Here is a 21,894-nt window from a genome sequence, read left to right as displayed (position 1 = left end):
TAGTTTAAGATGTGAGGCATCAGTAGTTGTTTGAAAGGGCTGAAAGACGCGGCAACACCCCCGGATGCGGTTTGATTTTCGCATCTGGGGGTGTTGTAATGTGCCATGAAACTGCTTTTGCAAATATCTGGAAGATCTGTTTATCCGCGTCCCATCGGGCGGTTGGGATTTTGCGGATAGGACATATTGTTCTGCATGGTGCGGCTGGCCGGGTTTGGATTGCGCGGAGTGGGCCGGGAACCGTAGAAGGTCACAAATTTAAGCGAATAGAGGTCGCAGGTGATATAGCGGTCCTGTTCATCGTCATACAAGGTGACAAAATTGACGCCAGCGGCATAAAGGATGCCGGATTTGTCGACCAGACCACCCGTGCCGATGAGAAATTCACATGTGACATAGATGCCGATGTTGTCGGCCAGGACTTCACCGAAGGATTCCCGGTAAAATTCACTGGTGCTGTCCGGCTGGGTCACGGGATTCTGTGTCTGCTGCATATTGCTGGAGAGCTGTTCATTTGGCAAAACAAATCATTCCTTTCAGGTTTCAAAATAAGAGGAAGATGGATTATAAAAACAATGGTCACCGATGCGCGTCACCCAATAGCCGATTTTGCTGGGGAAATTCTGGCGGCAGTTCGGGGAGAATGGGTTATAAAACCACAGGGCCAGCTCCAGGTTGAGCAGCCGGTTGCCTGCGATCGCCCAGTCCGCAATCTCAAAATGGATCGGTTCCGGGCTCATGTTGTAAATATTTTGGGGATTGTATTTGCCGCGTTCGGTTTCGGACATGCAGACGAATTGGCCGGTCATATAGAGGATTTTCCGGATGCTGCCCTGTCCGACGCGCTTATATTCACCGCCGGTGGCGTTCACACGGTTCATGACGACGCTGGCAACCGCCTTCATGCCGTTGTCACCTTCCCCTCCAGCTTCGCATTGGATCAGCCGCGCAAACAATTCCCTGTCGGTCATGCACACACCACTCCTTTTTCTTGTTAATGAATATGTATGGCTTCCAAGTTTTATGATCCCGGAAAGAGGTCGTTAAAAATAGAACTTAAATTTTGTGAAATTTGAATTAGAAATCAGCAACAATGATAAAAATGAGTTAAAAAAATTGGAATAAATGATAGGGAGTTTTTGTTGACAAGCAGATACAATATGTTACAATAAAATTATAAACACGTGTTCACGAGGTAGGCGCAATGAAATCGACAGAAATTGCAAAACTCGCAGGCGTTTCCAGGAGCACCGTGTCGCGGGTCATCAACGGATACAGCAATGTGCCGCCCGAAACCCGCAGACGGGTGATGGACGTTGTTGAAAAATATGGATATTCCCCCAACAATGCGGCTCGCAACCTTGCGGGGAAGCCGAGCCGGATCGTCGGCTTGTTCATTGTCGACTTGGACGAAACGAGCGAGAATATCATCCACGCATCCCCGTTCTATTCGGCTTTTCTGACCTATGCGGCCGACCGCCTTCAGCAAAAAGGTTACCAGTTGCTGGTTTCGGTGATCAAAAACCGGATGCAGATGAAAAACATCCTGAATATGTTCCAGGAGAATATGGTCTCTGGCGGTATTTTCATGGGCGACCTGGTGCCTTCTTCGATTTTGAAGGCTCTGTCCGACGCGCATTGTACATCGATTTTAATCAACCAACGTGAATCGGTCAATTATCCCGGGATACTGACAGCGAATACGGAGAACTATTGGGGCGCCTACGAGGCGGTCAATACCCTGATCGAAAACGGGCACAAACGGATTGCGCACATTGCGGGTTCGATCGATAAGAGCTCGACACGCGAACGGTTTGAAGGTTATCGGGACTGCCTGCTTAAAAACGGAATTCCGTTTGAAGAAAACCTGGTGGTTAAAATGAACATCCACCGGGAGGAAAACGGATACTGGGCTGCCAAGCAGATTTTTGCAAACAACCAGGGCCGGCTGCCCACCGCGATTTTTTCCAGTAATGACCTGCTTGCCTTGGGTGCGATGCGTGCTCTGGGCGATATGGGTTTCCGGATTCCCCAGGACGTATCCATCATCGGGTTTGACAATACCGAGATCAGCCGGTTCACAACTCCACCTCTTTCCACGGTGGCGGCCAGCGTGGAAAAGCTTTCCAACCTGGCGATTGACAATCTTGTTGCGCTGGTGGAGGGGAAGGAATGTCTCAGGCAAAATCTAAAGTTGGAAGAATTTGAAGTGATTGTGCGGGAAAGTATCCTGAACATCAATGCCCCGGAGACGCCGACCGATACATAGGCGGTCGTTCTCCGGTTGCTTTTGGAGATTCATAAACGCGCTTTCACAAAAATGAGGCTATAAACCGCTGTTCTTTAAAAATATAGTGCATTATTTATAATTATTTATAAACGCGTGTTCATAAAAATTGAGAGAGGAAGAGATTATGAAAAAGGCATTGGAAGGCATCACCATCCTTGATTTCAGCCAGTTTCTGGCCGGACCGTTTGCCACGATGATGCTCGCGGATATGGGCGCTTCAGTCATCAAGGTGGAACGCCTGGACGTCGGAGACAACTTTCGGACCCACACCTTCTGCAATGAGTTCCTGAAAGGCCACAGCTCCCCAAATTACATGGCGTGGAACCGCAACAAGCGTTCAATCGCCATAGATTTGAAAAATCCAAAGGCAAAGGAGATCCTTTATAAACTGGTTGAAAAGACCGACGTTGTTGTCGAAAACTTTCGTCCCGGCGTCATGGATAAGCTTGGCTTCGGCTACGAGGATCTCAAAAAGATCAATCCCCGCCTGATTTACGCCAGCAATTCCGGGTTTGGCTCTTCCGGCCCGTATGTGAAACGGCCTGGACAGGACCTGCTGCTGCAAAGTTTTGTGGGCCTCGCCGGCCTGACCGGCCGTAAAAACGACCCGCCCACGCCGCTTGGGACCGGTCTGCCGGATCAGCTTTCCTCCTTCCATCTGGTCTATGGGATCCTTTCCGCGCTGATCTACTGCCAGCGCACCGGTGAGGGACAGCGTATCGAGGTCGATCTGATGCGTTCGTCGATGGCGCTGGAAAGCCAGGAATTTATGATGCTTCTCAATTCTGATGTGAAATATGAGCGTCCGGATTCCGGTATCGCACATCCGTTCCAGATGGCCCCCTTTGGAATTTACCGCTGTTCGGACGGGTATCTTGCCATTGCGATGGGACCGTTTGAGGTCCTGGTGGACGCATTGGGCGATCCGGATCTCCTTTGCTATGCCGATCCAACTGTACGCTATGAGCGGCGGGACGAAGTCTTTGCCGCGATCGAAGCAGTCACATCCACCAAGACGGTTGACCACTGGCTGGAAACGATGCTTTCACGCGATTTGTGGGTTGCCCCTGTCAAAGACATCACCGAAGTGGAATTCGATCCGCAGGTGCAGCATATGCACGCAATCGGCAGTTTTGAACATAGAAAAGCCGGGACCTTCCGGTGTGTCGCCCCGGCCATCACGATGAGTGAAACACAGCCCACCATCGATCTGGCGCCGCCGATGGTAGGTGAACACAGCCGTGAAATCCTGCGCGAGCTTTCCATGAGCGAGGCGCAGATCGAAGAACTTCTGAACGAGCATATCATCAGCGAGGAAATTTGAACCTGAGGAGTAACGAGTTTGATAGAGTTAAATGGGATCACCTGGGATCATAAACGCGGTTTCGATCCGCTGATTCATGTTACAAAGGAGTTTGAAAGCCTTCATCCCGATATAAAAATCACCTGGAAGAAACGTTCCCTGCGTGATTTTGGAGATTATCCGGTGGAAAAGCTTGCGGCGGATTACGATCTGCTGCTGATCGATCATCCCTTCACCGGGGAAGCCTGCCGCAAGCAGCTTTATGTGGATCTGGAAACCTGCATATCCCCGGAACATTTCGAACTGGTGCGAAAGCAGGAGATTGGCAGGTCGTTTTCCAGCTATTGCTACGATGGAAAACAGCTGGCCTTTCCGGTGGACGTTGCGGCGCTGGTCAGCGCCTCCCGGGACGATCTGTTAGAAAAGCTGGGGATCGAGCGTCCCCAAAATCTTTCGGAGGTTTTCCGTCTGCGAGAACGCCTTCCGTCTGGAATGGAAATCCTGGCGCCGCTTTGCCCCACCGATATCTGGTGCCTTTTCCTGAGCCTGTGCGCGGCGGACGCGGGGGACGCGTTTCTGCGGGAACAGGATGGGATTGACCCTGCTGTCGGTGGGCGGCAGATTGAGAATATCCGGGCACTTGCAAAAATATGCGGCGGAAACCCCTTCGCAATGAACCCGGTGCATGTACTCGATGAGATGTCCTGCCGGGAGGATGCGGTCTACTGCCCGTTCCTGTTTGGGTATGTCAACTATTCCATCCCGGGGAATTATCCGAATATCGTACGTTTTTACAATTCTCCGCTCTGGGAATCTGCACGGTATGCGCCGATTCTGGGCGGCGTGGGTATTGCGATCTCTAGCCAGTGCACGCATACCGGCAGCGCCGCGCGGTTTGTGGAATATGTCACGCTGCCCGAGGTGCAAAAGGGAATTTATTTTTCCGGCGGCGGTCAGCCCGGACAGCGGGACGCATGGCTTTCCAGTGAAATCAACCAGGCAAGCAACGGCTTTTTCCAAAATACCATCGAAACGATCGAACACGCCTATCTGCGCCCGCGTGTACCCAATTGGAACAGGTTCCAGGAAACCGGATCGGTGGCGCTGTGTGACGGGATTTCCAAGAATATGAAAACCGATACAATTTTGCAGAAACTCAATGAGCTGTATCATGAATATCTGAAAACCGGGGAGGGATTGTTATCTGCCAGTATCTGATTAAGGAAAAACAGGGCCCGGTTGGGTTTGTACGGTTCAACCGGCCGGACCAGCTCAATGCTATGAACCGTGCGTTCATGGATGAGATCGTGGAGGCATTCACCGAGATGAACGCGGACGACGAGGTGCGCGCTGTAATCGTAACCGGGAACGGCCGGGCTTTTATGGCGGGCGCCGACATCAAGGAATACGCTGTGCAGACCGATGCGCAGTTCCTCGCGTTCCAGGAACGCGGGACCGCGCTTTACCGCCAGGCGGAACGCGGCAAAAAGCCGTTTATCGCAATGGTGAACGGCTTCGCGCTGGGGGGCGGGTTTGAAATCGCCTGCGCCTGCGATCTGATTATCGCGTCCAAGGAGGCGAAGTTCGGCCTGCCGGAGGTACATCTCGGGCTGGTTCCGGGCGGCGGCGGAACCCAGCGCCTGATCCAGAAGCTCAGCATCAACCGCATCAAGCAGATGCTTTTCCTGGGAGACCAATACACTGCCGAACAGATGCGGGAATGGGGTGTGGTCAACTATGTGACCGAACCGGAGGAGCTGGAAGCGTTCACTGTTTCAATCGCGCAGAAGCTTGCCCGGCGCAGTCCGGCCGCGCTTGCGGAACTCAAGCGGCTGGTTTACCTGAGCACCTGCCCCAAGGACCTCGACGAGCGGATGACCGAAGAAGGCAATACGGTCCTGCGGCTGTTTAAAACGCCGGAGGCCAGGCAGAAGATAGAAGACTTTATGAACAAAAACAGATGAGGAGAATGAAAATGAAAAAGATTGCTTTGCTACTCGCCCTTATGATGATGTTCTCGGCCTGCGGGTCGAAGGCTCCGGCAGCTTCGTCCGGCGCGGGCGCTTCTCAGCCGGCCGCGTCCGCATCCCAGCCGGCGCAATCCGAACAGGAACACGTGCTCCTGAAGCTCAATCACGTCCAGAGCAACACCGACCCCGCGCACGCGGCGTTTGAAGAACTGGCGAAGAATGTGATGGAGCGCTCGAACGGCACGCTGGAAATCCAGGTCTATGCGAATTCTGAGCTGGGCAGCAACAAGGACAACCTTGAGCAGATCAAAAATGGCGCGAATATCATTGCCAATGCCGACCCGGCGCTGATGGCTGACTATGTTCCCGACTACAGTGTCATGAACGGACCGTTCCTCTTCAAATCGAACGACGACCTGCAGAAGCTCTATAATTCCGCGTGGCATGACGGCATCGAGGAGAAATGCAGCGAACAGGGAATCAAAGTGCTGGCGATGAACTGGTATTTCGGCGAGCGGCATATCATCTCGAAAAAGCCGGTCCAGACGCCCGCCGACCTCAAAGGCATGAAAGTGCGCGTCCCGTCTGCAACCATGTGGGCTGAAACGATGAAAGCCATGGGCGCTGTTCCGACCACTCTGCAGTGGAGCGAAGTTTACAGCGGCCTGGAACAGGGCGTTGTGGAAGCCGCGGAAGCGCCGCTCTCAACCATCTACACTTCGAAACTGCAGGAAGCGGCCAAAAACGTTTCGCTGACCGGTCACTTCACCGGCATCATCGGCCTGGAGATGTCCCAGCAGATTTGGGATTCGCTGTCCGACGAGCATAAAACCATCCTCACTGAAGAGGTAGCCAAGCAGGGGGAAAAATACAGCGCGGGAGTTATCGCGGATGAGGAATCCTGGAAACAGAAATTGATCGACGAAGGCGTGACCGTCCACGAGGTCGACCGCGCGCCGTTTGCCGAGGCTGCGAAGGCTGCGTACGACAAATTCCCCGAGTGGACCCCTGGACTTTATGAAACCGTTCAGGAAGCGCTGAAATAAGTCGGTAAGGATACCGGCTTTCTGAAAGGAAGATGTGAAGATGAAAAAAGGCGCCAAGCCGCCTGTGCAGGAACTCGGCCTGTATGCTGCGGGAGCTGCGATCTCGATCATGACGCTGATCGTTGCGGTAAACGCTATTTCGCGTTATTTTTTCAATTCCCCGCTGATGCAGGCGGAGGAGATCGCAACCTCCATGTTTGTATGGCTTATCTTCGTGGGGGCAAGCGTCTGCTACAAGGAAAGGAGCCACATTGGGATTGACTGCTTTGTCAATTTTCTGCCGCTGAAAGCGCGCCGGGCAGTTGAAATTGCGGTGGATGTCCTGCTGCTGGCGGTCAATTTCTACATGACCTATCTGAGCTGGAAGCTCACATTGTCGGCTGGCAGCAAGCTGACTCCGTCGCTGCGCATGCCCTACAGCGTCATTGACGCTGCGGCTCTGGTCGGGTTCGGCTTGATGTCGATCTATTCCGTTAAGTTTCTCATCGGTGATATCCGAAATTTCAACGCGCCGGAAAAAATCGAAGGACAGGAGGAGCCGATATGAATATGGGAATGCTGCCGCTGCTCCTTTTGTTCCTGCTCTTTTTGATCAAGGTTCCGGTGGCCTACTGCCTGATCGCTTCGACCCTTTCGTATTTCCTGTTTTTTGATACAGGCATGCCGATCGAAATGGTGGTGCAGCGGATGGTCTCCGGAGCGGAGTCCTTTCCGCTGATGGCGGTTCCGTTTTTCATTCTGGCCGGTACGATCATGACCTATTCGGGCATCTCGGCGCACCTGCTCAATTTTGCGGATGTGCTCACCGGGCACATGCGAGGCGGGCTCGGTCAGGTCAATGTTCTCCTGAGCGCCCTGATGGGCGGCGTGTCCGGATCGGGCAATGCCGACGCCGCGATGCAGAGCAAGATGCTCGTCCCGGAAATGGTCCGCCGCGGCTATGACATGGGCTTTTCCGCCGCGATCACCGCAACCTCGGCAGTCATCACGCCGATCATCCCACCGGGCATCAGCCTGATTCTGTTTGCTTTCATGGCGGACGTGTCGGTGGGCAAGATGTTCCTAGCGGGCTATGTGCCGGGTATCCTGATCACCATTGCCCTGATGATTGTGGTATCGATTATCTCTAAAAAGCGCGGCTATAAACCCTCTCGTGAGAAACGCGCGACCGGACGGGAGATCTGGGAAGAATTTAAAAAATCCATCTGGGCGCTGTTTTTGCCGTTCGGGCTCATCATGGGAATGCGGCTGGGAATGTTCACCGCGAGCGAGGCGGGCGCAATGACGGTGGTCTACACCGTCCTGGTCGGGCTTTTCATCTACAAAGAGCTCCGGTTTGAGCATATTCCCGCCATTATCAAGGAATCGGTTCTCTCGACTTGTACAGTTATGCTGATCATCGTGGCGGCGTCGGCTTTCGGCTATTATATGAGCTGGGAACGGATCCCGCAGATGATTTCCGAGATGCTTGTCGGCCTCACGGACAACAAATACCTGATGCTGATGATTATCAACGTGTTCCTGCTCTTCCTGGGGATGTTCCTGGAAGGTACGCCTACGCTGATCATCCTGACGCCGCTTTTGGTTCCAGTGATCACCGCGCTGGGGATCGATCCGATTCATTTTGGAATCGTCATGGTGGTCAACATCACCATCGGGGGCGTGACGCCGCCGTTTGGAACCATTATGTTCACCGTCTGTTCGGTGCTGAAACTGCGGATTGCCGATTTTATCAAGGATGTTTGGCCGTTTTTGGCGGCACTGCTGGTGGTGTTGGTGATGATCACCTTCATCCCGCCGCTTGCGACTTTCCTGCCGAATCTTTTGATGTGATCTGACGGAGGGGTGGAATGGATTACCGCAATTTAGGCGCGGCCGCGTTTTATGACGCGGATGGGATTGCCGCGCAGATTCACGACGGAGATACGGTGGCGCTTGGGGGCTGTGGTTCATCCGCCTTCCTCTGGCGCTCATCGGGGCGCTGGTCAGAAGGGGTGTAAAAGACCTTACCATCATAACGCAGGCGAGCGGTTACGCGCTGGAACAGCTGATCTGTGCGGGGCTTGTGAAAAAGGTGATCTACAGTTTTATCAGCCTTGATCTGCTCGGGCTTGCGCCGGCTTTTCGGTCGGCCTGCCAGAACGGGGAGATCGAATACGAGGAGTGGACCGCCTTACAGATGAACACCGCGCTGGAGGCCGCGCGGCTGGGACTTCCCTATGGGGTGCTCCAGCCGCCGGAAGGTTCCTCGTTCGACCGGGAAACCGGTTCCTACCGGCATGCGGATTGTCCGTTTACTGGCAGGAAAATAGGGCTTGTACGGGCACTTTGCCCGGATGTTGCGCTCATCCACGCGCAGCAGGCCGACCGGGAAGGAAATGTGGCGGTATTCGGGACGATGGGGCTGGACAAACTCTATATCGGAGCGTCCAAAAAAGCCTTTGTCAGCGTGGAGGAATTGGTGGAGCCGCATAATTTTTTACAGGACAGCCGTGCGCATATCTTTCCGCATTTTTTGATCAGCGGCTTATGCGTGCACAGCGGCGGGGCTTATCCAGCCTCCTGTCTGCCGTATTATGCCACCGATTATGAACGGCTGCTCGAAGCGCTGCCCGGGGAGCCTTTCCAGAACCCTTCAAAAGCGCGCCTTGCGAGGCTCCGCGAATATGCGGGGATGACCAATAACCGGCTGAGAAAGGCGATTGCGCCGTGCGCGCGGACCCCGGATCCGGAGGGTTATACGCCGGATGAACTGATGGCCTGCCTGATGTCCCGGCAGATCCAGGATCACATGGTGACGACGGTAGGTTCGAACACCCCGCTTGCGATGGTCGCCTATCTGCTGGCCAAGGGGACCCGCGCGCCGCACTGTACGCTGATCCCGTTCTGTGGGCTGGTCGATCTGCCGTATGGCCCGGCGTCCCTTTCCTTTGCGGAACCGGTGGCCTATCATGCGGCTGCTGCGCACTGGGCGATTGAAGATTTATGGCAATGGATTTACCAGAAGAGTCTCACCGCGGTGGAATTTGGCGGATGCGCCCAACTGGATGCAAACGGGAATATCAACAATTCCCAGATCCGCGGCGCGCAGGGAGAACTCAAGGTGCTGCTGCCGGGACAGGCTGGACTGGCAGATATCCCGAACCTGCATCACAATGCCTATTACTACATTACAAAGCATGAGCCGCGCCGGATTGGTGAAGCGGTCTCCTATCCCGGAGGCAGGTTCTGTTATGTCACCGCCGAAGAACGGGAGAAGCAGGGGCTGCCGGATGGCTGCATGCGGGTTATTACCGATCTCTGCGTTCTGGAGCTAGAACAGCAAAACCGCAGGCTTTGGGTCACGCAGATTCATCCCGGCGCCACACGGGAGCAGATCCGGCGGAATACGGGGTTCGACGTGATGTTCAGCCCGGACGTACAGGAAACACAGCCGCCCACGGCAGACGAGCTTTACAAAATCCGCCATGAGATCGACCCGTTCGGTTATCGCCGATTGGAGTTCACGGGCGGGGAAGAACGGATGAACCTAATCCGCGAAATCTTAGAAAAGGAAGCGGAACTAATAGAGGTAAAGGACAAAGGTTGAATCAAAATATGTGGAATTCGGACAAAGAGCTATTTGAAATGATCAGGACGGAACTGTATACCCCTGTGGTGGGGGACATCCTGGATGGATTGGGTTATTATCGCCAGTTCCTGCCGGCGGGGCTGTCCCCAATCCGGGAGGAGGACAAGCTTGTAGGCCGTGCAATGCCGGTTTTGATGACCGACGTCTACGGCCCGCAGAAGAAACCGTTCGGCTATTTGACCGAGGCGCTCGACCAGCTGAGGGAAGGAGAGGTCTATCTTGCCAGCGGAGGAGAGATGCGCTGCGCCTATTGGGGAGAGCTGCTGACCGCTGCGGCGCGTGTGCGCGGCTGTGTGGGCGCTGTGATCAACGGTTACTACCGTGACAGCCCGCAGGTGAAAGCGCAGGGCTTTCCGGTTTTCAGCCGGGGAAGGTTTGCGCAGGACTCCTCCGTGCGCACGCAGGTCATCGATTATCGCTGCCGGATTGAAGTTGGAGCAGTCACGGTCAAACCTGGAGATTTGGTCTTTGGCGACGTGGACGGTGTGCTCATTATCCCGCGCGCGGTAGAACATGAGGTGATTGAACAGGCGCTTGAAAAAGCGCGCGGGGAAAAGGTGGTGCGCCAGGCAATTGAAGGCGGGATGACCGCTACGGCCGCATTTGCCAAATTTGGCATTCTTTGAGAAGGCCGCGCCAGCTCCTATCCTGAATAAAACGGGCTCCGGGCATCGGCCTGGAGCCCGTTTGCTGTAAAGAAGCTTGCGAAAACAGCGGACAGAGAAGGGTGCCGCGGAACTTTCTATTGACTTTGCCGGATGGTTTGGCTATGATTAAAACCGTATTTTTATCCGGTTTTGGGGCGGATGAGACGAAAGGAATGGTTTCATGCAGATCGATATGCAGATTTTAACCGCGCGCCTCTATGGATTTCTTATCCTGATCGCATTCGGCTTTTTTGCCAAGAAGTGCGGGCTGCTGACCGATGAACTGCACGACCGGCTCAATACCATTATTATGCGGCTCATTCTGCCGGCGCTGCTGATCGATACGATGACCAGAAGCGCCGGCCCGGAAAATATACGGCTGTTTCTCCCAATGACAGCCGGTGGATTCTGCACCTTTTTGCTGCTGCTGGGGGCTGGATGGATCAGTGCAGTTCTGATGCGCTTTAAAGGGGATCTGCGTAAGGCGCAGATGGCGCTTATGAGTTTCGGCAGCCTCGGATTCTTTGGAATCCCGCTGGTGAAGGCCGTTTGGGGGCCCGCGGGGGCGGCTGCTTTCGGGATCTATTCGATTGTCGACAATATCGCCTGCTGGACAATTGGACTGGCGCTTTCGCGCGGGCAGACGGATGACAACGGGCCGCTTACCATGCGGGACCGGTTGGGAAAAATCCTCCAGCCCGCGTCGGTGGGCGTATTTATCGGACTTTTATTTATGCTGCTGCGGGTTCCAACCGATAATTTGGTAATGGAGGCGCTGGGACAGATCGGAAGCTGTTCCTCGCCGCTGGCGATGATCTGCATCGGCGCGAGTATCGCCCGGATCGATCTGCGTAAGCTTTACCGGGGATGGCCGTCTGTTGCGGTTGTGGTGATCAAGATGATCCTGGCTCCGCTGTTGGTCCACCATGTGGCTGGCTGGTTGGGAATCTATGAACCGGCTCGGATTTTTCTGACGCTCATTACGGCGCTGCCCTCCAGCAGCATGTTTGCGCTGATGTGCCGGGATTACGGGAATACCCAGGTGGACTACGCTTCGCAGGCGGCGATCATCACGGTGTTTTGCAGCGCGTTCACCCTGCCGCTGGTGGCGGGGCTGCTGCAATAACTGTATACATTTTTCAGCAAAGAAGCCCATCTTCCCTCGTTTGGGGAAGATGGGCTTCTTTGTCTTACATTTCTGTAGATTTTTGCACGAATTCCGGAAGAAACGGATGTGTATACATTTATCAGATTCAAAATCAAATTGAAATAATGGATTATTGACAATAAAAGCATATATTATCCTAACAATATAAACAAATATGGTAAAATAAGCTTGACATTGGGATGTTACAGGGCTATTATGTATACATAATATTTCAAATATATTTTGAAATATGAGAAAAATATGTATACACTTTGGAGGTAATTTTACATGGAACACAAGGTAAATCATTTCAAAGATGCCGCCGCAGTCGTATTTGACGAGCCGAAACGCACTTCGTTTGTGCAGCTCTCAACTGCGGACGGTGTGCGGCTTGGCTGCGGCGGCTGCGAAGTCCCGCCGCACAGCAGCAATCAAAACCATGTGCATGATGCGGACGAGGTGATGCATGTGGTCGAAGGCGAGCTCGAGTTCGTTTTTGCAGACAGGACCGAAGTGCTTGGCCCGCGCGACGTGATTTATGTGCCGGCCGGCGAGTGGCATCAGATCTTCAACCGTACCGAAAAGCCCGCCTACCATACCTATGTGTTCTCGGACCCCGCCTGTACCGACCTGATCCTTGCGCGCTACAATCAAAAATAATGGCCCGCATCTTTGTTTCCGTCAGGAGGCAAAGTTTATCCCGAGAAAAAGATAAGGAGAATGGATATGAAGAGAATTTTTGGTGTCCTGTTAAGCGCCCTGATGTTTGTAAACCTGGTTGGCTGCGGCGGTTCTGCCGCTCCGGAATCTTCCGCAGTCCCGGCGGGTTCCACGGCGGCTCCTGCTTCCTCCGCGGCCGGGTCCGCGGAAGTCACCCCCGAAGTTACCTTGATCGGCGCCCATGTTAACTCGGATGACAGCTCCTTTAATGTCGGCATGGTGGCCTTTGCCGACGCGCTGAAAGAAGTTTCCGGCGGCAAAATGGCGCTGGAAGTCCACGGTAACGGCGAACTTGGCGGCGATGAAACCGAGCTGGTTCAGAAGATGGCCACCGGCACGGTCGACGTGATTGCAACTTCCCCGAGTTTCCTGGCTTCCTCGGTCGCGGAAATGGACCTGTTCTCGATGCCGTTCCTCTACACCAGCGTTGACCACTGGAAAGAGGTCACGTCCGGCGAGGTCGGCCAGACGATGGCGCAGCTGCTCGAAGAAAAATCCGATTTCCGCATCACCGCTTATTGGATGTGCGGCATCCGCAGCATCTTCAGCACCAAGGAAATTCACAATATGTCCGATCTCAAGGGCGTGAAGATTCGTGTCCACAGCAGTGAAAATGTCCAGGCGATCTGGGCGGCGCTCGGCGCGCAGCCGACCTCCCTCGCGTATAACGAGCTTTATTCCGGCTTGCAGAACAAGGTCATCGACGCCGCGGAAAACGACCTCGGCAATATCCTGCTCCAGAAATTCTATGAGGCCGGCCCGTATATCGCGCTCAGCCAGCATGACTACGCGACCCGCATGTGCGTTATCAGCAAAGCCAAATATGACAGCCTGACCGACGAACAGAAAGCCTGGGTCGACCAAGCGGCGGAGATCTCCCGTGAGAAACAGTGGGAATATGACCTTTCGCTGACCGAAAAGGCCCAGAAGGATATCGAAGCCGCAGGCGGCACCTTCATCGAAGTTGAGGACATCGACCAGTGGATCGCCACCGCGACCCCGGTCATCGAATCGGTCGCGGAGAAGCTCGGCGTTTCCGAGCAGTATGCAAAGATTGTGGAACTGAGCAAATAAGGCGGAAAATTCCCGCGATGGGAAGGGGGCCAGGTCAGACGATGGCCTCCTTCCCTTATATGGAACTTCACACAGTATCTCCGAAAGGTAGATTTCTATGATTTTAACCAAGTTAAACAATATCCTGTTTAAAATACAGACCTGGTTTGCGGTTGCGTGTCTGACGGTCTTTTTCTGCGGGGTTGCCTTTCAGGTATTCTCCCGGATTCTCGGCATTCCGGCGAACTTCACCGAAGAGGTCTCCAACTATGCGTTTATCTGGGTGACCTTTATGGGAACGGCGCTGATGCTCCGGGAGAACCGCCATTTCCGTTTCACCGCGATCGCGGCAAAATTCAAGGGCAAGCTCTTTTGGGCCAACGAGATGATCTGCATGCTGATCCTGCTGGGCATCAGTCTTTTGATGCTGGTGCACGGCGCGCAGCTTACCCAAAAGTTCTGGACCTGGCATTTCACCTCGCTTTCTTCCGTCAGCCTCGGCTGGGCATGGCTCTGCCTGCCGCTTTGCGGATTCACCTCGACCATGTACTGCATCGAGGCGATCTACAAATTCATCCGTGATCCCTCCTCCCGCGAAATCGTGGATGAGGCGACCGCGGCAATCCGCGAGGCGGAGCTTGCGGAACAACAGGCCGGGCAGACACAGAACCAGAAAGGAGGCCAGCGCTGATGGGCGTTTCACTGGTCGGTTTGTTTATCCTTCTGCTCATCATGGGGCTTCCCATTGCGTATGTGCTGGTGGCGGTTGCCGTCGCGGGCATTATGGCGATGGGGACGGTCCCGCTTATCACGGTCGTACAGCGGATGTTCAGCGGGCTCAATTCTTTTACGCTTCTGGCAGTCCCGCTGTTTATCATGGCGGCAAATCTGATGAACCGCGGCCAGATTTCCAACAAGCTGATTGATTTCTGCTGTGCGCTGGTCGGGCACATCAAAGGCGGGCTCGGCTATGCGAACGTCCTGGTGTCGATGCTGTTCGCCGGTATTTCCGGCTCGTCGCAGGCGGACACCGCCGGTATCGGAAAGATCCTGATCCCCGGCATGATCGAGGAGGGTTTTTCGGAGGAAACCTCGGTCGGCGTGACCGCGGCTTCGAGCACCATCGGCATCATCATCCCGCCCTCCATCCCAATGGTCGTCTACAGCAGCGTGGCCAACGCTTCAATCGGCGAGCTGTTCCTGGGCGGCGTCATCCCGGGTATTCTGATCGGCCTGGGACAGATGGCGGTTGTATTTATCGCGTCGAAAATTCATAATTACCCCTGCCGCCCGCGCGTACCGCTCAAAGAGATCGCCCGGCAGGCGTTTATCAACCTGCCTTCGCTGGTGGCTCCGGTCATCATTGTGGGCGGCGTGCTCGCCGGGGTATGCACCGCGACTGAAGCGGCGTGTATTGCCTGCCTGTATGCGGGAATCCTGGGTATTTTCGTATTCCGTACCATCCATCCGCGTGATATTGCGGAGATCTTTATGGAATCCGCAAAGACGAGTGCGATTTCGTTGTTTGCGCTGGCTTCGGCCAATGCGCTCGGCCAGCTGCTGGGCTACTATAAGGTGTCCACGATCATCGCCGCGTTCTTTGAAAACGGTATCGTCAATAACCGCTTTATGTTTATGTTCATGGTGTTCCTGTTCTTCCTGTTCCTGGGTACCTTCATGGACGCCAACCCGGCTATGATCCTGTTTGTCCCAATGCTTCTGCCGATTGGGGAAACCTTCGGCGTCACACCGGTACAGATGGGGATCGTCATTGTCATCACGCTCGCCGTGGGCCAGGTCACGCCGCCTTATGGGCTCTGCCTGCTGATTGCAAGCGATATCGCGCACATGCCGATCCACCGGGCGTTCAAAGCGGTGCTGCCCTACATAGCGGTCACGGCTTCGGTTGCGGTGCTGCTTGCGTTTTTCCCGGACATTGCCTTTGCGGTCCCACGACTGATTAAACCGGATTGGTCGTTCTAAAACAAATCCACCGCTTGATTAATAGGGTTGGTTCATGTAAAATAATAGGATAAGAATTCTGATGATTTTACAATGAAACATCAATCGAGGGAGACCATGAAAAAGACGAACGATTCAATCAACTACCAGGCCTATACCATGATCCGGGATATGATCCTCTGCTTCGACCTGGAACCAGGGCAGCGCGTTTCGGATTTCACCCTTTCCAAGCAGCTCGGGATCAGCCGGACACCGGTACGGGAAGCATTGGCCTCCCTTGTGAAGGACGGCCTTGTCACAATGAGTGAAAAAGGGCAGATTGTCCGGAAAATTGACGCCGGCGACCTAACCGACCTTTGCCATATGCGCGAAGCGTTGGAAACAATGATGCTGCGCCTGACCATCCAGAATGGGGAGCTCACCGCGCAGGATATCGCGCAGATGCGCGCGTTCAACGACGAGATGATAAAGATGAACCAGGCCAACCAGATCCATCTGACCTTCGAAATCGATGAACGGCTCCATGATTATATCGCGGTAAAATCGAAGAGCAGCCGTATGCTTGAACAGTTCCGGGTGTCCCAGCTGCAGATGCGGCGCTACCGGTTCCTGACCCTGATCGATGACCAGCGCAGCGCGCTTACGGTCCGGGAGCATGCTGACATTATCGACGCGCTGGAAGCGCATGATATCCATGCCGCGGAGGAAGCGATGCGCGCGCACCTGCACATCACTGTCGAACGGTATAAAAACGCGCTGCAGCGGATGTCCGCGAAGGAGTGGATTCGGCTGATCCGCAACCTGACTTCACCCCAGGCGCTGAAAACCCTCTATCCCGGAAGGAGCGATATTGCATGAGTTATTTTGCCAGGATGAATCCTGCTGTCTATACCGAGCCGCACGGTTCGGTCAATTACCCCATTTTTACGGCTGAAAACGCACCGGTATCCGGCGTTTCGGCATCCGCCGCCGTCTATCTCAATGACGAATACCCCGTGCCCGGCGTCCATGAGGACAATGAAGGCTTTTATGTCTACGCTGGAAAAGGGATGGCGAAGGTCGGAGACGAGGAGACCGCGATTTCGGAGGGCTGCTGCTTTTATGCGCCCGCCGGGGTCAAGCATCAAATCAAAAAAGACAAAGATTGCGGGGAATTGAAGATATTCCTCTTCCATTTTTAAAAAGGAGTTCTCAGTTTCCCGGTCTTTCGAGGAGACTGACCGATGAAACATCCATATCTATATCCGCTTTGCATCCAATTGCCGGCGGCACCGGATCCGGACAACCCGGAATTCCTGCGCATATTGGGGCAGCTTCAGGCGCGTGGATTTTACGGCGTGGAGCTGAACTTGCTGGATTTTTCCGAAAAGGGGCGGCAAAGGCTCCAGACGGTTCTGGATGCGCATGGGCTGAAGCTCACGATGATCGCGTCCGGAGCATATGCCAAACAAAACGGACTTTCCCTGAGCAGCACGGATGAAACCGCGCGCGCCGCCACGGTGGATGCGCTGGAAAAAATCCTGAAATATGCCGGGAAATGCGGCGCGGGCGTGATCTGCGGCTTTCTCAAAGGCGGCCCGGACGGCAATCACGCCGTCTGCGCCGCGCAGATGCGGCGTTCACTCGGTGAGCTTGCCGGACGCGGGGCGCTTGAATGCGCGCCGCTTTACTTGGAGGCGACCAATCACTATGAGGCGCTCCTGGTGAACACGGTGGCCGAAGGCGCGGCTTTCGCGCGGGAGGCTGGAGGCCCGGTGCAGGTTCTGCCAGACACCTACCACATGAACATCGAGGAATGCAGCCCGGTGGCAGCGCTGAGCGCGTACGGGGAGCTCTTCCGGAATCTGCACATCTCCGACAACAACCGGTATTATCCCGGTTTCGGCGCGATCGATTTCCATGCGGTCCTGCGCGCGCTGCGCGGCTTAAATTACAACGGGACGATCACGATCGAAGGCCGCAATTTCGGATCGCTCGCGGAGGATATCGACCAGACCTGCGCATACCTCTCCGGCGCGGCACAGCGCGCGGCAAGGGAAATCGCGGTAGCCTGAAAAGAATAAAAAGAAGGGATTGGCCCCGGCCAATCCCTTCTTTTTATTTAACCGCGTTTAAAATAACCGCAGAGGAACAGCAGCCCGGTGTAGATGCTCCCCGCGAAGCCGCAAAGCAGCACCGAACGCATAAGCGGGAGGAAGGCGGCCGGGACGCCGCGCATCAGTATGCGGCTCACAAGCACCGCGATGGCGATGCAGAGGACCGGCTTGACGACCCGCTCGGTGAGATCAAATCGGAACTGAGTGACTTTGATGAGCCGGCCGACGCTTAACGAAAAGTTGAATACCTCGCTTAAACAGATGACGATGATATACCCCTTGATCCCCCAAAACGGCAGCAGGGCGTAGACCATCAGCATGCTGAGAAAGGCGTCGATCACGTTGTAGCGCATGACGCTGAGCTGTTCGTTGAGGCCCTTGAGCATGTTGTCCACGGCTGTATCGAGGTACATCACCGGAATGACAGGGGCGAGCAGCCGGATGTAGACGGCGGTATCCGGGTTTTGGGAAACCATCGCGCCGATCTCATGCGGAAAGGCGAAGAGCACCCCGCAGACCCCAAACGCGCAGAAAAGCGTGAGCTGGAACATCCGCTCAATCATCCGGCTGACATTCTGGTGCTGGCTGTGCGACTGGGCAAGCTCCGGGACAATGAGCGCGTTGAAGGCGTTCAAAAAAGCGTATGGGAAAGTGATGACCGGCAGCGCTACGCCATGCACCAGGCCGAACATGGCAAAGGAATCCCCGGCGGCCACGCCGCCCGCTTGAAGCCGTACCGGGACGAGCAGGTTTTTGACGGTGGCGAGCCCGGAACGCAGATAGCTGCTCAGTGCGACCGGCAGTGCGATGCCCAGCAGCCGGACAGTGAGCCCTCTGGATGGCGCTCCGGGCGTTTGATGGCGGCGGCTGTCCACACGGTAGAGCGCGTAGGCGAAGAGGAAGGAGGCCCCCTCCGCGATCACGCCGGAGAGGGTGATTGCAAGGCAGGCATGCTCTAGCCCTTCAGGCATCAGGAAGGTGAGGGCAAAGATGGTGAGGGTGATCTTGAGGAAGGACTCGAGAATCTGCGAAGCGGCGGATTTGGCTACCCGGCGCACGGCGGTGAAATATCCGGTGAGCGCACAGGACATGCCAATGAGCGGCATCGAAAGCGCCATGACCATGAGCGGCCGGATGGTATCCTCATTGTGCAGCCAGTTTGTACCGACCCAGTTTGCGCCGAAAAAGAGCGCGCAGCCCGCAAGACTCCCGAAGAAAAGGCTGTAGGCAAGGCAGCGGCGCATCGCGGCTCTGCCGCCCGCGCCGCCGCGGATCGTTTCCTCGGCAACCAGACGGGTCGCGGCGAGGTTGATGCCGGAGGAAGCCAGCGTTACAGTCAGCGAATAGACCGACATCATCAGCTGGAACACGCCCATGCCGACCGCGCCGAGCTTTTCGGAAATATAAAGGTTGAACCAGACCCCGGCGCTGCTGATGAGCAGGGAGGTCGCGGTGAGGATGCCGGCGTTGACCAAAAAGATCTGGATACGTTTCATAGTTTCACCACAATATTTGTTGATTACAAATAACTATATGAAATGCGAGCCGAAAAAAGCCCGTTTTCCAAAGGAAAGCGGGTGGATTTTGTCCAGCATTTATTCTTTAACAGTGAAAAGCGCTGGCGCGGCGATTTCATTTTTCGTGCCCAGCGCGGTGGCGATGATGCTGTTTTGTTCCTTTATGGCGTTATCCTCCAGATGTGGATTTTTGTGTGCCGTGTAATATCCAGAGATCCTTTGCACACAATAGATCGGGAAAAGCATTCTCTGAAAGGATGATTGAGCATGACGGCAATCCCTCGAAGGCTTCTGGCCGCGGCGTTTGGCGTGCTTTTGCTGATCGAATGCGCCGGCTGCAAAAAGGAGCAGGGAGAAATCCTGCCGCCGGAAGGCGAATATACATCGGGCGGCGGATACCAGCCGAAGGTGCCGGATGTCAGCGCGCAGCTCGAAGCGGCGATTGCAAAGAACAGCGATGTGGTTGGCTGGCTGCAGCTGCCGAACACCGCCATCAATGAGGCGGTGGTGCAGACCACCGACAACGAATATTACCTGCGGCGCGACGTGGAGAAAAAATATGCCTATGAAGGCTGCTATTATCTCGACTACGAAAGCCTCCTATTCGACGACGGCGCCGATCTTGCGCAGAACAGCATCATCTATGGACATAACCTCGGAGATCCAATGGGCGTCAAGGACAATCCGGATGGGGTGAAGTTCGCGCAGCTTTTAAAGCTCGATGATATCGAGATTGCCAAAAAGACCCCCTATATCTATTTCACCACCCCGGCCGAAACCCATATTTTTGAAATTTTTGCGGTTGTCTACTGCGAAAGCGAGACTACGCCGGTCCCATATCACTACGCGGAATACTCGGACGAACAATTCGATGCGCTCATCGCGGACATGAAAGCGCGTTCCCAATACACCTATGACGTAGATGTCGCGCCGGAGGACCGGATCATCACGCTTTCCACCTGTTCCTATAAATATGGTACCTATTCCCAGAATCCGAATCAGCGGTATATTGTATTGGGGCGTCTGGTAAAACCCGGGGAGAGCTATCACGAAACCGCGAATCTTACGGCCAATGCGTCCCCAAAAGCTCCGCAATTTTAGGAAAGTGATCTTGCCAGCCGCTGCTGAATTCGTATTTTTTTGGAAATTCCCGACTTGAAATGATGGCCGGCACGCCAGCATCTGCCTCTGGAGATTGCGCCGGACGAACGGTTGTGGTATGTTAGGCTCCGGATTGTAGAATCCATACCATTTTAGGAGGATTTCCAAATGAAAAAACTGATTTCAACGTTGCTGGCGCTGGCGATGGCTTTCGGCCTTGCGTCCTGCGGCACCTCATCCAGTTCTGGCGCACCTTCCGGTTCTTCCGGCAGCGGGCCGCAGGGAGATGCCGCCGCACCTTATAAAATTGCAATCATCACGGGCACTGTTTCCCAGGGCGAGGAGGAATTCCGCGCCGCGCAGGAGATGAAGGAAAAATATCCGGATATCGTCGTCACAGCGACCTACCCGGACAACTTCTCAAAGGAACAGGAAACCACCATCTCAAACGTCCTGAACCTCGTGGCCGATCCGGAAGTCAAGGCGCTGGTCTTTTTGCAGGCGGTGCCCGGCGCGGCGGCGGCCATTTCCAAAGCGAAGGAACTGCGTCCCGATCTGCTGGTGATCGCGGGCGTGACCGGAGAAGATCCGGCGGTCATCGCGCGGGAAGCCGATATGGTGCTGAATGCGGATGAGCTCGGCATGGGACGCACCATTATGGAGCAGGCGAAGGCGATGGGTGCGAAAACTTTCGTGCACTACTCCTTCCCGCGCCACATGTCGGTCGCGCTGCTGGCCGGCCGCCGCGACCTGCTGAGACAAACCGCGGAGGAACTTGGCATCGAATTTGTGGAAGCCACAGCGCCCGACCCGACAGGCGATTCCGGCGTGCCCGGCGCCCAGCAGTTTATCCTTGAGGATGTGCCGAAGATGATTGCCAAATACGGTAAGGACACCGCCTTCTTCGCAACCAATTGCTCGATGCAGGAACCGCTCATCAAGCAGGTTATCGCGGGCGGCGCGATTTTCCCGCAGCAGTGCTGCCCGAGCCCGTATCACGGCTATCCGGGCGCGCTCGGCATCGCGATCCCCGAGGATAAAGCGGGTGACGTTGGCTATATTCTTTCGGAAACCACCCGCAAGATCACCGAAGGCAAAAACGCCGGACGGATGTCCACCTGGCCGGTGCCGATCAACATGCTGTTTGTCCGCGCGGGCGTCCAGTACGCAATGGATTATCTCGACGGCAAGATCGAATCGGGCAGCGACATGGATGCGATGGCCGAAATCTGCGCAGAGCTTTCGGAGGGCACCTCCCTGCGCAAGCTCACCGAAAACGGCAAGGAATACGACAACTTTTTCACCCTGCTGTCGCCTTACTACACTTACGGCGGCGCCGCGGATGCGGCGGGGGAAGAAGCCTCCGCTTCCGAAGCTGCTTCGGAAATCTGAAGAACCTACCGGCGCGCCG

23 protein-coding genes are annotated in these 21,894 nt (G+C 55.0%); 20 read left to right on the top strand and 3 right to left on the bottom strand.

From position 1 onward, the window contains the following. Positions 1 to 140 precede the first annotated feature (140 nt). Positions 141 to 521 carry a hypothetical protein gene (locus tag DWV16_RS08630; protein WP_118478747.1) on the bottom strand — a complete coding sequence of 127 codons (381 nt, stop codon included), beginning with the start codon at positions 519 to 521 and terminating at the stop codon, positions 141 to 143. 15 nt (positions 522 to 536) lie between these two features. After that, positions 537 to 977, bottom strand: coding sequence for a cell wall hydrolase (locus tag DWV16_RS08625; RefSeq protein WP_161940202.1), 441 nt, complete (start codon positions 975 to 977; stop codon positions 537 to 539). A 227-nt stretch (positions 978 to 1,204) separates the two neighbouring features. On the opposite strand from DWV16_RS08625, the gene DWV16_RS08620 reads away from it, so the two are divergent. From DWV16_RS08620 to DWV16_RS08540, 18 genes are all read left to right on the top strand, one after another. After that, positions 1,205 to 2,269: a LacI family DNA-binding transcriptional regulator gene (locus DWV16_RS08620; RefSeq protein WP_118478745.1), complete on the top strand. Its 1,065-nt coding sequence runs from the start codon at positions 1,205 to 1,207 to the stop codon at positions 2,267 to 2,269. Between the two features lie 145 nt (positions 2,270 to 2,414). Then, positions 2,415 to 3,614 carry a CaiB/BaiF CoA-transferase family protein gene (locus DWV16_RS08615; protein WP_118478743.1) on the top strand — a complete coding sequence of 400 codons (1,200 nt, stop codon included), beginning with the start codon at positions 2,415 to 2,417 and terminating at the stop codon, positions 3,612 to 3,614. An 18-nt stretch (positions 3,615 to 3,632) separates the two neighbouring features. Further along, a complete protein-coding gene (locus DWV16_RS08610; RefSeq protein WP_118478741.1) occupies positions 3,633 to 4,811 on the top strand; it encodes a hypothetical protein in 1,179 nt (392 codons plus the stop codon). A gap of 62 nt (positions 4,812 to 4,873) precedes the next feature. After that, positions 4,874 to 5,557 (top strand): enoyl-CoA hydratase/isomerase family protein, encoded by a 684-nt coding sequence (locus DWV16_RS08605; protein WP_243007296.1) that lies wholly within the window; start codon positions 4,874 to 4,876, stop codon positions 5,555 to 5,557. Positions 5,558 to 5,568: 11 nt separating this feature from the next. Beyond that, entirely contained in the window at positions 5,569 to 6,609 is a 1,041-nt protein-coding gene (locus DWV16_RS08600; protein WP_066458425.1) for a C4-dicarboxylate TRAP transporter substrate-binding protein, read from the top strand. A gap of 40 nt (positions 6,610 to 6,649) precedes the next feature. Continuing rightward, positions 6,650 to 7,156, top strand: a complete 507-nt coding sequence (locus tag DWV16_RS08595) for a TRAP transporter small permease (RefSeq protein ID WP_066458427.1) — start codon at positions 6,650 to 6,652, stop codon at positions 7,154 to 7,156. Continuing rightward, positions 7,153 to 8,442, top strand: a complete 1,290-nt coding sequence (locus DWV16_RS08590) for a TRAP transporter large permease (RefSeq protein ID WP_242863652.1) — start codon at positions 7,153 to 7,155, stop codon at positions 8,440 to 8,442. Before DWV16_RS08595 ends, DWV16_RS08590 begins: the two co-directional genes overlap by 4 nt. 17 nt (positions 8,443 to 8,459) lie before the next feature. Next, complete coding sequence (locus DWV16_RS19030) at positions 8,460 to 8,609, top strand: hypothetical protein (protein WP_158572828.1); 150 nt, start codon at positions 8,460 to 8,462, stop codon at positions 8,607 to 8,609. Further along, positions 8,552 to 10,198: a CoA-transferase gene (locus tag DWV16_RS08585; RefSeq protein WP_370218985.1), complete on the top strand. Its 1,647-nt coding sequence runs from the start codon at positions 8,552 to 8,554 to the stop codon at positions 10,196 to 10,198. Before DWV16_RS19030 ends, DWV16_RS08585 begins: the two co-directional genes overlap by 58 nt. Before the next feature lie 38 nt (positions 10,199 to 10,236). After that, positions 10,237 to 10,866, top strand: a complete 630-nt coding sequence (locus DWV16_RS08580) for an RraA family protein (RefSeq protein WP_341472911.1) — start codon at positions 10,237 to 10,239, stop codon at positions 10,864 to 10,866. A gap of 202 nt (positions 10,867 to 11,068) precedes the next feature. Then, on the top strand, positions 11,069 to 12,013 hold the full coding sequence (locus DWV16_RS08575) for an AEC family transporter (RefSeq protein WP_066458440.1): 945 nt from the start codon (positions 11,069 to 11,071) through the stop codon (positions 12,011 to 12,013). Positions 12,014 to 12,322: 309 nt separating this feature from the next. Then, a complete protein-coding gene (locus tag DWV16_RS08570; RefSeq protein WP_066458442.1) occupies positions 12,323 to 12,694 on the top strand; it encodes a cupin domain-containing protein in 372 nt (123 codons plus the stop codon). A gap of 66 nt (positions 12,695 to 12,760) precedes the next feature. Beyond that, positions 12,761 to 13,828, top strand: coding sequence for a TRAP transporter substrate-binding protein (locus DWV16_RS08565; protein WP_158572827.1), 1,068 nt, complete (start codon positions 12,761 to 12,763; stop codon positions 13,826 to 13,828). 97 nt (positions 13,829 to 13,925) lie between these two features. After that, complete coding sequence (locus tag DWV16_RS08560; protein WP_066458447.1) at positions 13,926 to 14,498, top strand: TRAP transporter small permease; 573 nt, start codon at positions 13,926 to 13,928, stop codon at positions 14,496 to 14,498. After that, positions 14,498 to 15,790: a TRAP transporter large permease gene (locus tag DWV16_RS08555; RefSeq protein WP_118478731.1), complete on the top strand. Its 1,293-nt coding sequence runs from the start codon at positions 14,498 to 14,500 to the stop codon at positions 15,788 to 15,790. Before DWV16_RS08560 ends, DWV16_RS08555 begins: the two co-directional genes overlap by 1 nt. 96 nt (positions 15,791 to 15,886) lie before the next feature. Then, positions 15,887 to 16,627 carry a GntR family transcriptional regulator gene (locus DWV16_RS08550; protein ID WP_158572826.1) on the top strand — a complete coding sequence of 247 codons (741 nt, stop codon included), beginning with the start codon at positions 15,887 to 15,889 and terminating at the stop codon, positions 16,625 to 16,627. Continuing rightward, entirely contained in the window at positions 16,624 to 16,950 is a 327-nt protein-coding gene (locus DWV16_RS08545; protein ID WP_066458456.1) for a cupin domain-containing protein, read from the top strand. Before DWV16_RS08550 ends, DWV16_RS08545 begins: the two co-directional genes overlap by 4 nt. A 42-nt stretch (positions 16,951 to 16,992) precedes the next feature. Then, complete coding sequence (locus DWV16_RS08540; protein ID WP_066458459.1) at positions 16,993 to 17,823, top strand: sugar phosphate isomerase/epimerase; 831 nt, start codon at positions 16,993 to 16,995, stop codon at positions 17,821 to 17,823. A 47-nt stretch (positions 17,824 to 17,870) separates the two neighbouring features. Here DWV16_RS08540 and DWV16_RS08535 read toward each other — a convergent pair whose 3' ends face one another. Continuing rightward, a complete protein-coding gene (locus tag DWV16_RS08535; protein ID WP_066458463.1) occupies positions 17,871 to 19,361 on the bottom strand; it encodes a polysaccharide biosynthesis C-terminal domain-containing protein in 1,491 nt (496 codons plus the stop codon). Between the two features lie 288 nt (positions 19,362 to 19,649). Between DWV16_RS08535 and DWV16_RS08530 the strand changes: the two genes are divergently transcribed. Both DWV16_RS08530 and DWV16_RS08525 read left to right on the top strand, forming a co-directional pair. Continuing rightward, the gene (locus DWV16_RS08530) at positions 19,650 to 20,483 is read left to right on the top strand and encodes a class B sortase (RefSeq protein ID WP_118478727.1); all 834 of its coding nucleotides are present in this window, start codon (positions 19,650 to 19,652) and stop codon (positions 20,481 to 20,483) included. Between the two features lie 168 nt (positions 20,484 to 20,651). Beyond that, the gene (locus DWV16_RS08525) at positions 20,652 to 21,875 is read left to right on the top strand and encodes a DUF3798 domain-containing protein (protein WP_066458470.1); all 1,224 of its coding nucleotides are present in this window, start codon (positions 20,652 to 20,654) and stop codon (positions 21,873 to 21,875) included. The last annotated feature ends 19 nt before the right edge of the window (positions 21,876 to 21,894 follow it).

The sequence above is a fragment of the Anaerotruncus sp. AF02-27 genome, from assembly GCF_003465835.1.
GTDB lineage: Bacteria > Bacillota > Clostridia > Oscillospirales > Ruminococcaceae > Anaerotruncus > Anaerotruncus rubiinfantis.
The sequence above is the reverse complement of the archived record's forward strand: the minus strand, read 5'-3'. Positions and strand labels throughout refer to the sequence as shown.

Excerpts from the sequence above, each read along its gene's own strand:
- DWV16_RS08595 (WP_066458427.1), top strand. The coding sequence starts at position 6,650 with ATGAAAAAAGGCGCCAAGCCGCCTGTGCAGGAACTCGGCCTGTATGCT.
- DWV16_RS08550 (WP_158572826.1), top strand. The coding sequence starts at position 15,887 with ATGAAAAAGACGAACGATTCAATCAACTACCAGGCCTATACCATGATC.
- DWV16_RS08555 (WP_118478731.1), top strand. The coding sequence starts at position 14,498 with ATGGGCGTTTCACTGGTCGGTTTGTTTATCCTTCTGCTCATCATGGGG.
- DWV16_RS08620 (WP_118478745.1), top strand. The coding sequence starts at position 1,205 with ATGAAATCGACAGAAATTGCAAAACTCGCAGGCGTTTCCAGGAGCACC.
- DWV16_RS08580 (WP_341472911.1), top strand. The coding sequence starts at position 10,237 with ATGATCAGGACGGAACTGTATACCCCTGTGGTGGGGGACATCCTGGAT.
- DWV16_RS08535 (WP_066458463.1), bottom strand. The coding sequence starts at position 19,361 with ATGAAACGTATCCAGATCTTTTTGGTCAACGCCGGCATCCTCACCGCG.
- DWV16_RS08540 (WP_066458459.1), top strand. The coding sequence starts at position 16,993 with ATGAAACATCCATATCTATATCCGCTTTGCATCCAATTGCCGGCGGCA.
- DWV16_RS08565 (WP_158572827.1), top strand. The coding sequence starts at position 12,761 with ATGAAGAGAATTTTTGGTGTCCTGTTAAGCGCCCTGATGTTTGTAAAC.
- DWV16_RS08570 (WP_066458442.1), top strand. The coding sequence starts at position 12,323 with ATGGAACACAAGGTAAATCATTTCAAAGATGCCGCCGCAGTCGTATTT.
- DWV16_RS08530 (WP_118478727.1), top strand. The coding sequence starts at position 19,650 with ATGACGGCAATCCCTCGAAGGCTTCTGGCCGCGGCGTTTGGCGTGCTT.
- DWV16_RS08605 (WP_243007296.1), top strand. The coding sequence starts at position 4,874 with ATGAACCGTGCGTTCATGGATGAGATCGTGGAGGCATTCACCGAGATG.
- DWV16_RS08575 (WP_066458440.1), top strand. The coding sequence starts at position 11,069 with ATGCAGATCGATATGCAGATTTTAACCGCGCGCCTCTATGGATTTCTT.
- DWV16_RS08590 (WP_242863652.1), top strand. The coding sequence starts at position 7,153 with ATGAATATGGGAATGCTGCCGCTGCTCCTTTTGTTCCTGCTCTTTTTG.
- DWV16_RS08600 (WP_066458425.1), top strand. The coding sequence starts at position 5,569 with ATGAAAAAGATTGCTTTGCTACTCGCCCTTATGATGATGTTCTCGGCC.
- DWV16_RS08545 (WP_066458456.1), top strand. The coding sequence starts at position 16,624 with ATGAGTTATTTTGCCAGGATGAATCCTGCTGTCTATACCGAGCCGCAC.
- DWV16_RS08560 (WP_066458447.1), top strand. The coding sequence starts at position 13,926 with ATGATTTTAACCAAGTTAAACAATATCCTGTTTAAAATACAGACCTGG.
- DWV16_RS08615 (WP_118478743.1), top strand. The coding sequence starts at position 2,415 with ATGAAAAAGGCATTGGAAGGCATCACCATCCTTGATTTCAGCCAGTTT.
- DWV16_RS19030 (WP_158572828.1), top strand. The coding sequence starts at position 8,460 with ATGGATTACCGCAATTTAGGCGCGGCCGCGTTTTATGACGCGGATGGG.
- DWV16_RS08525 (WP_066458470.1), top strand. The coding sequence starts at position 20,652 with ATGAAAAAACTGATTTCAACGTTGCTGGCGCTGGCGATGGCTTTCGGC.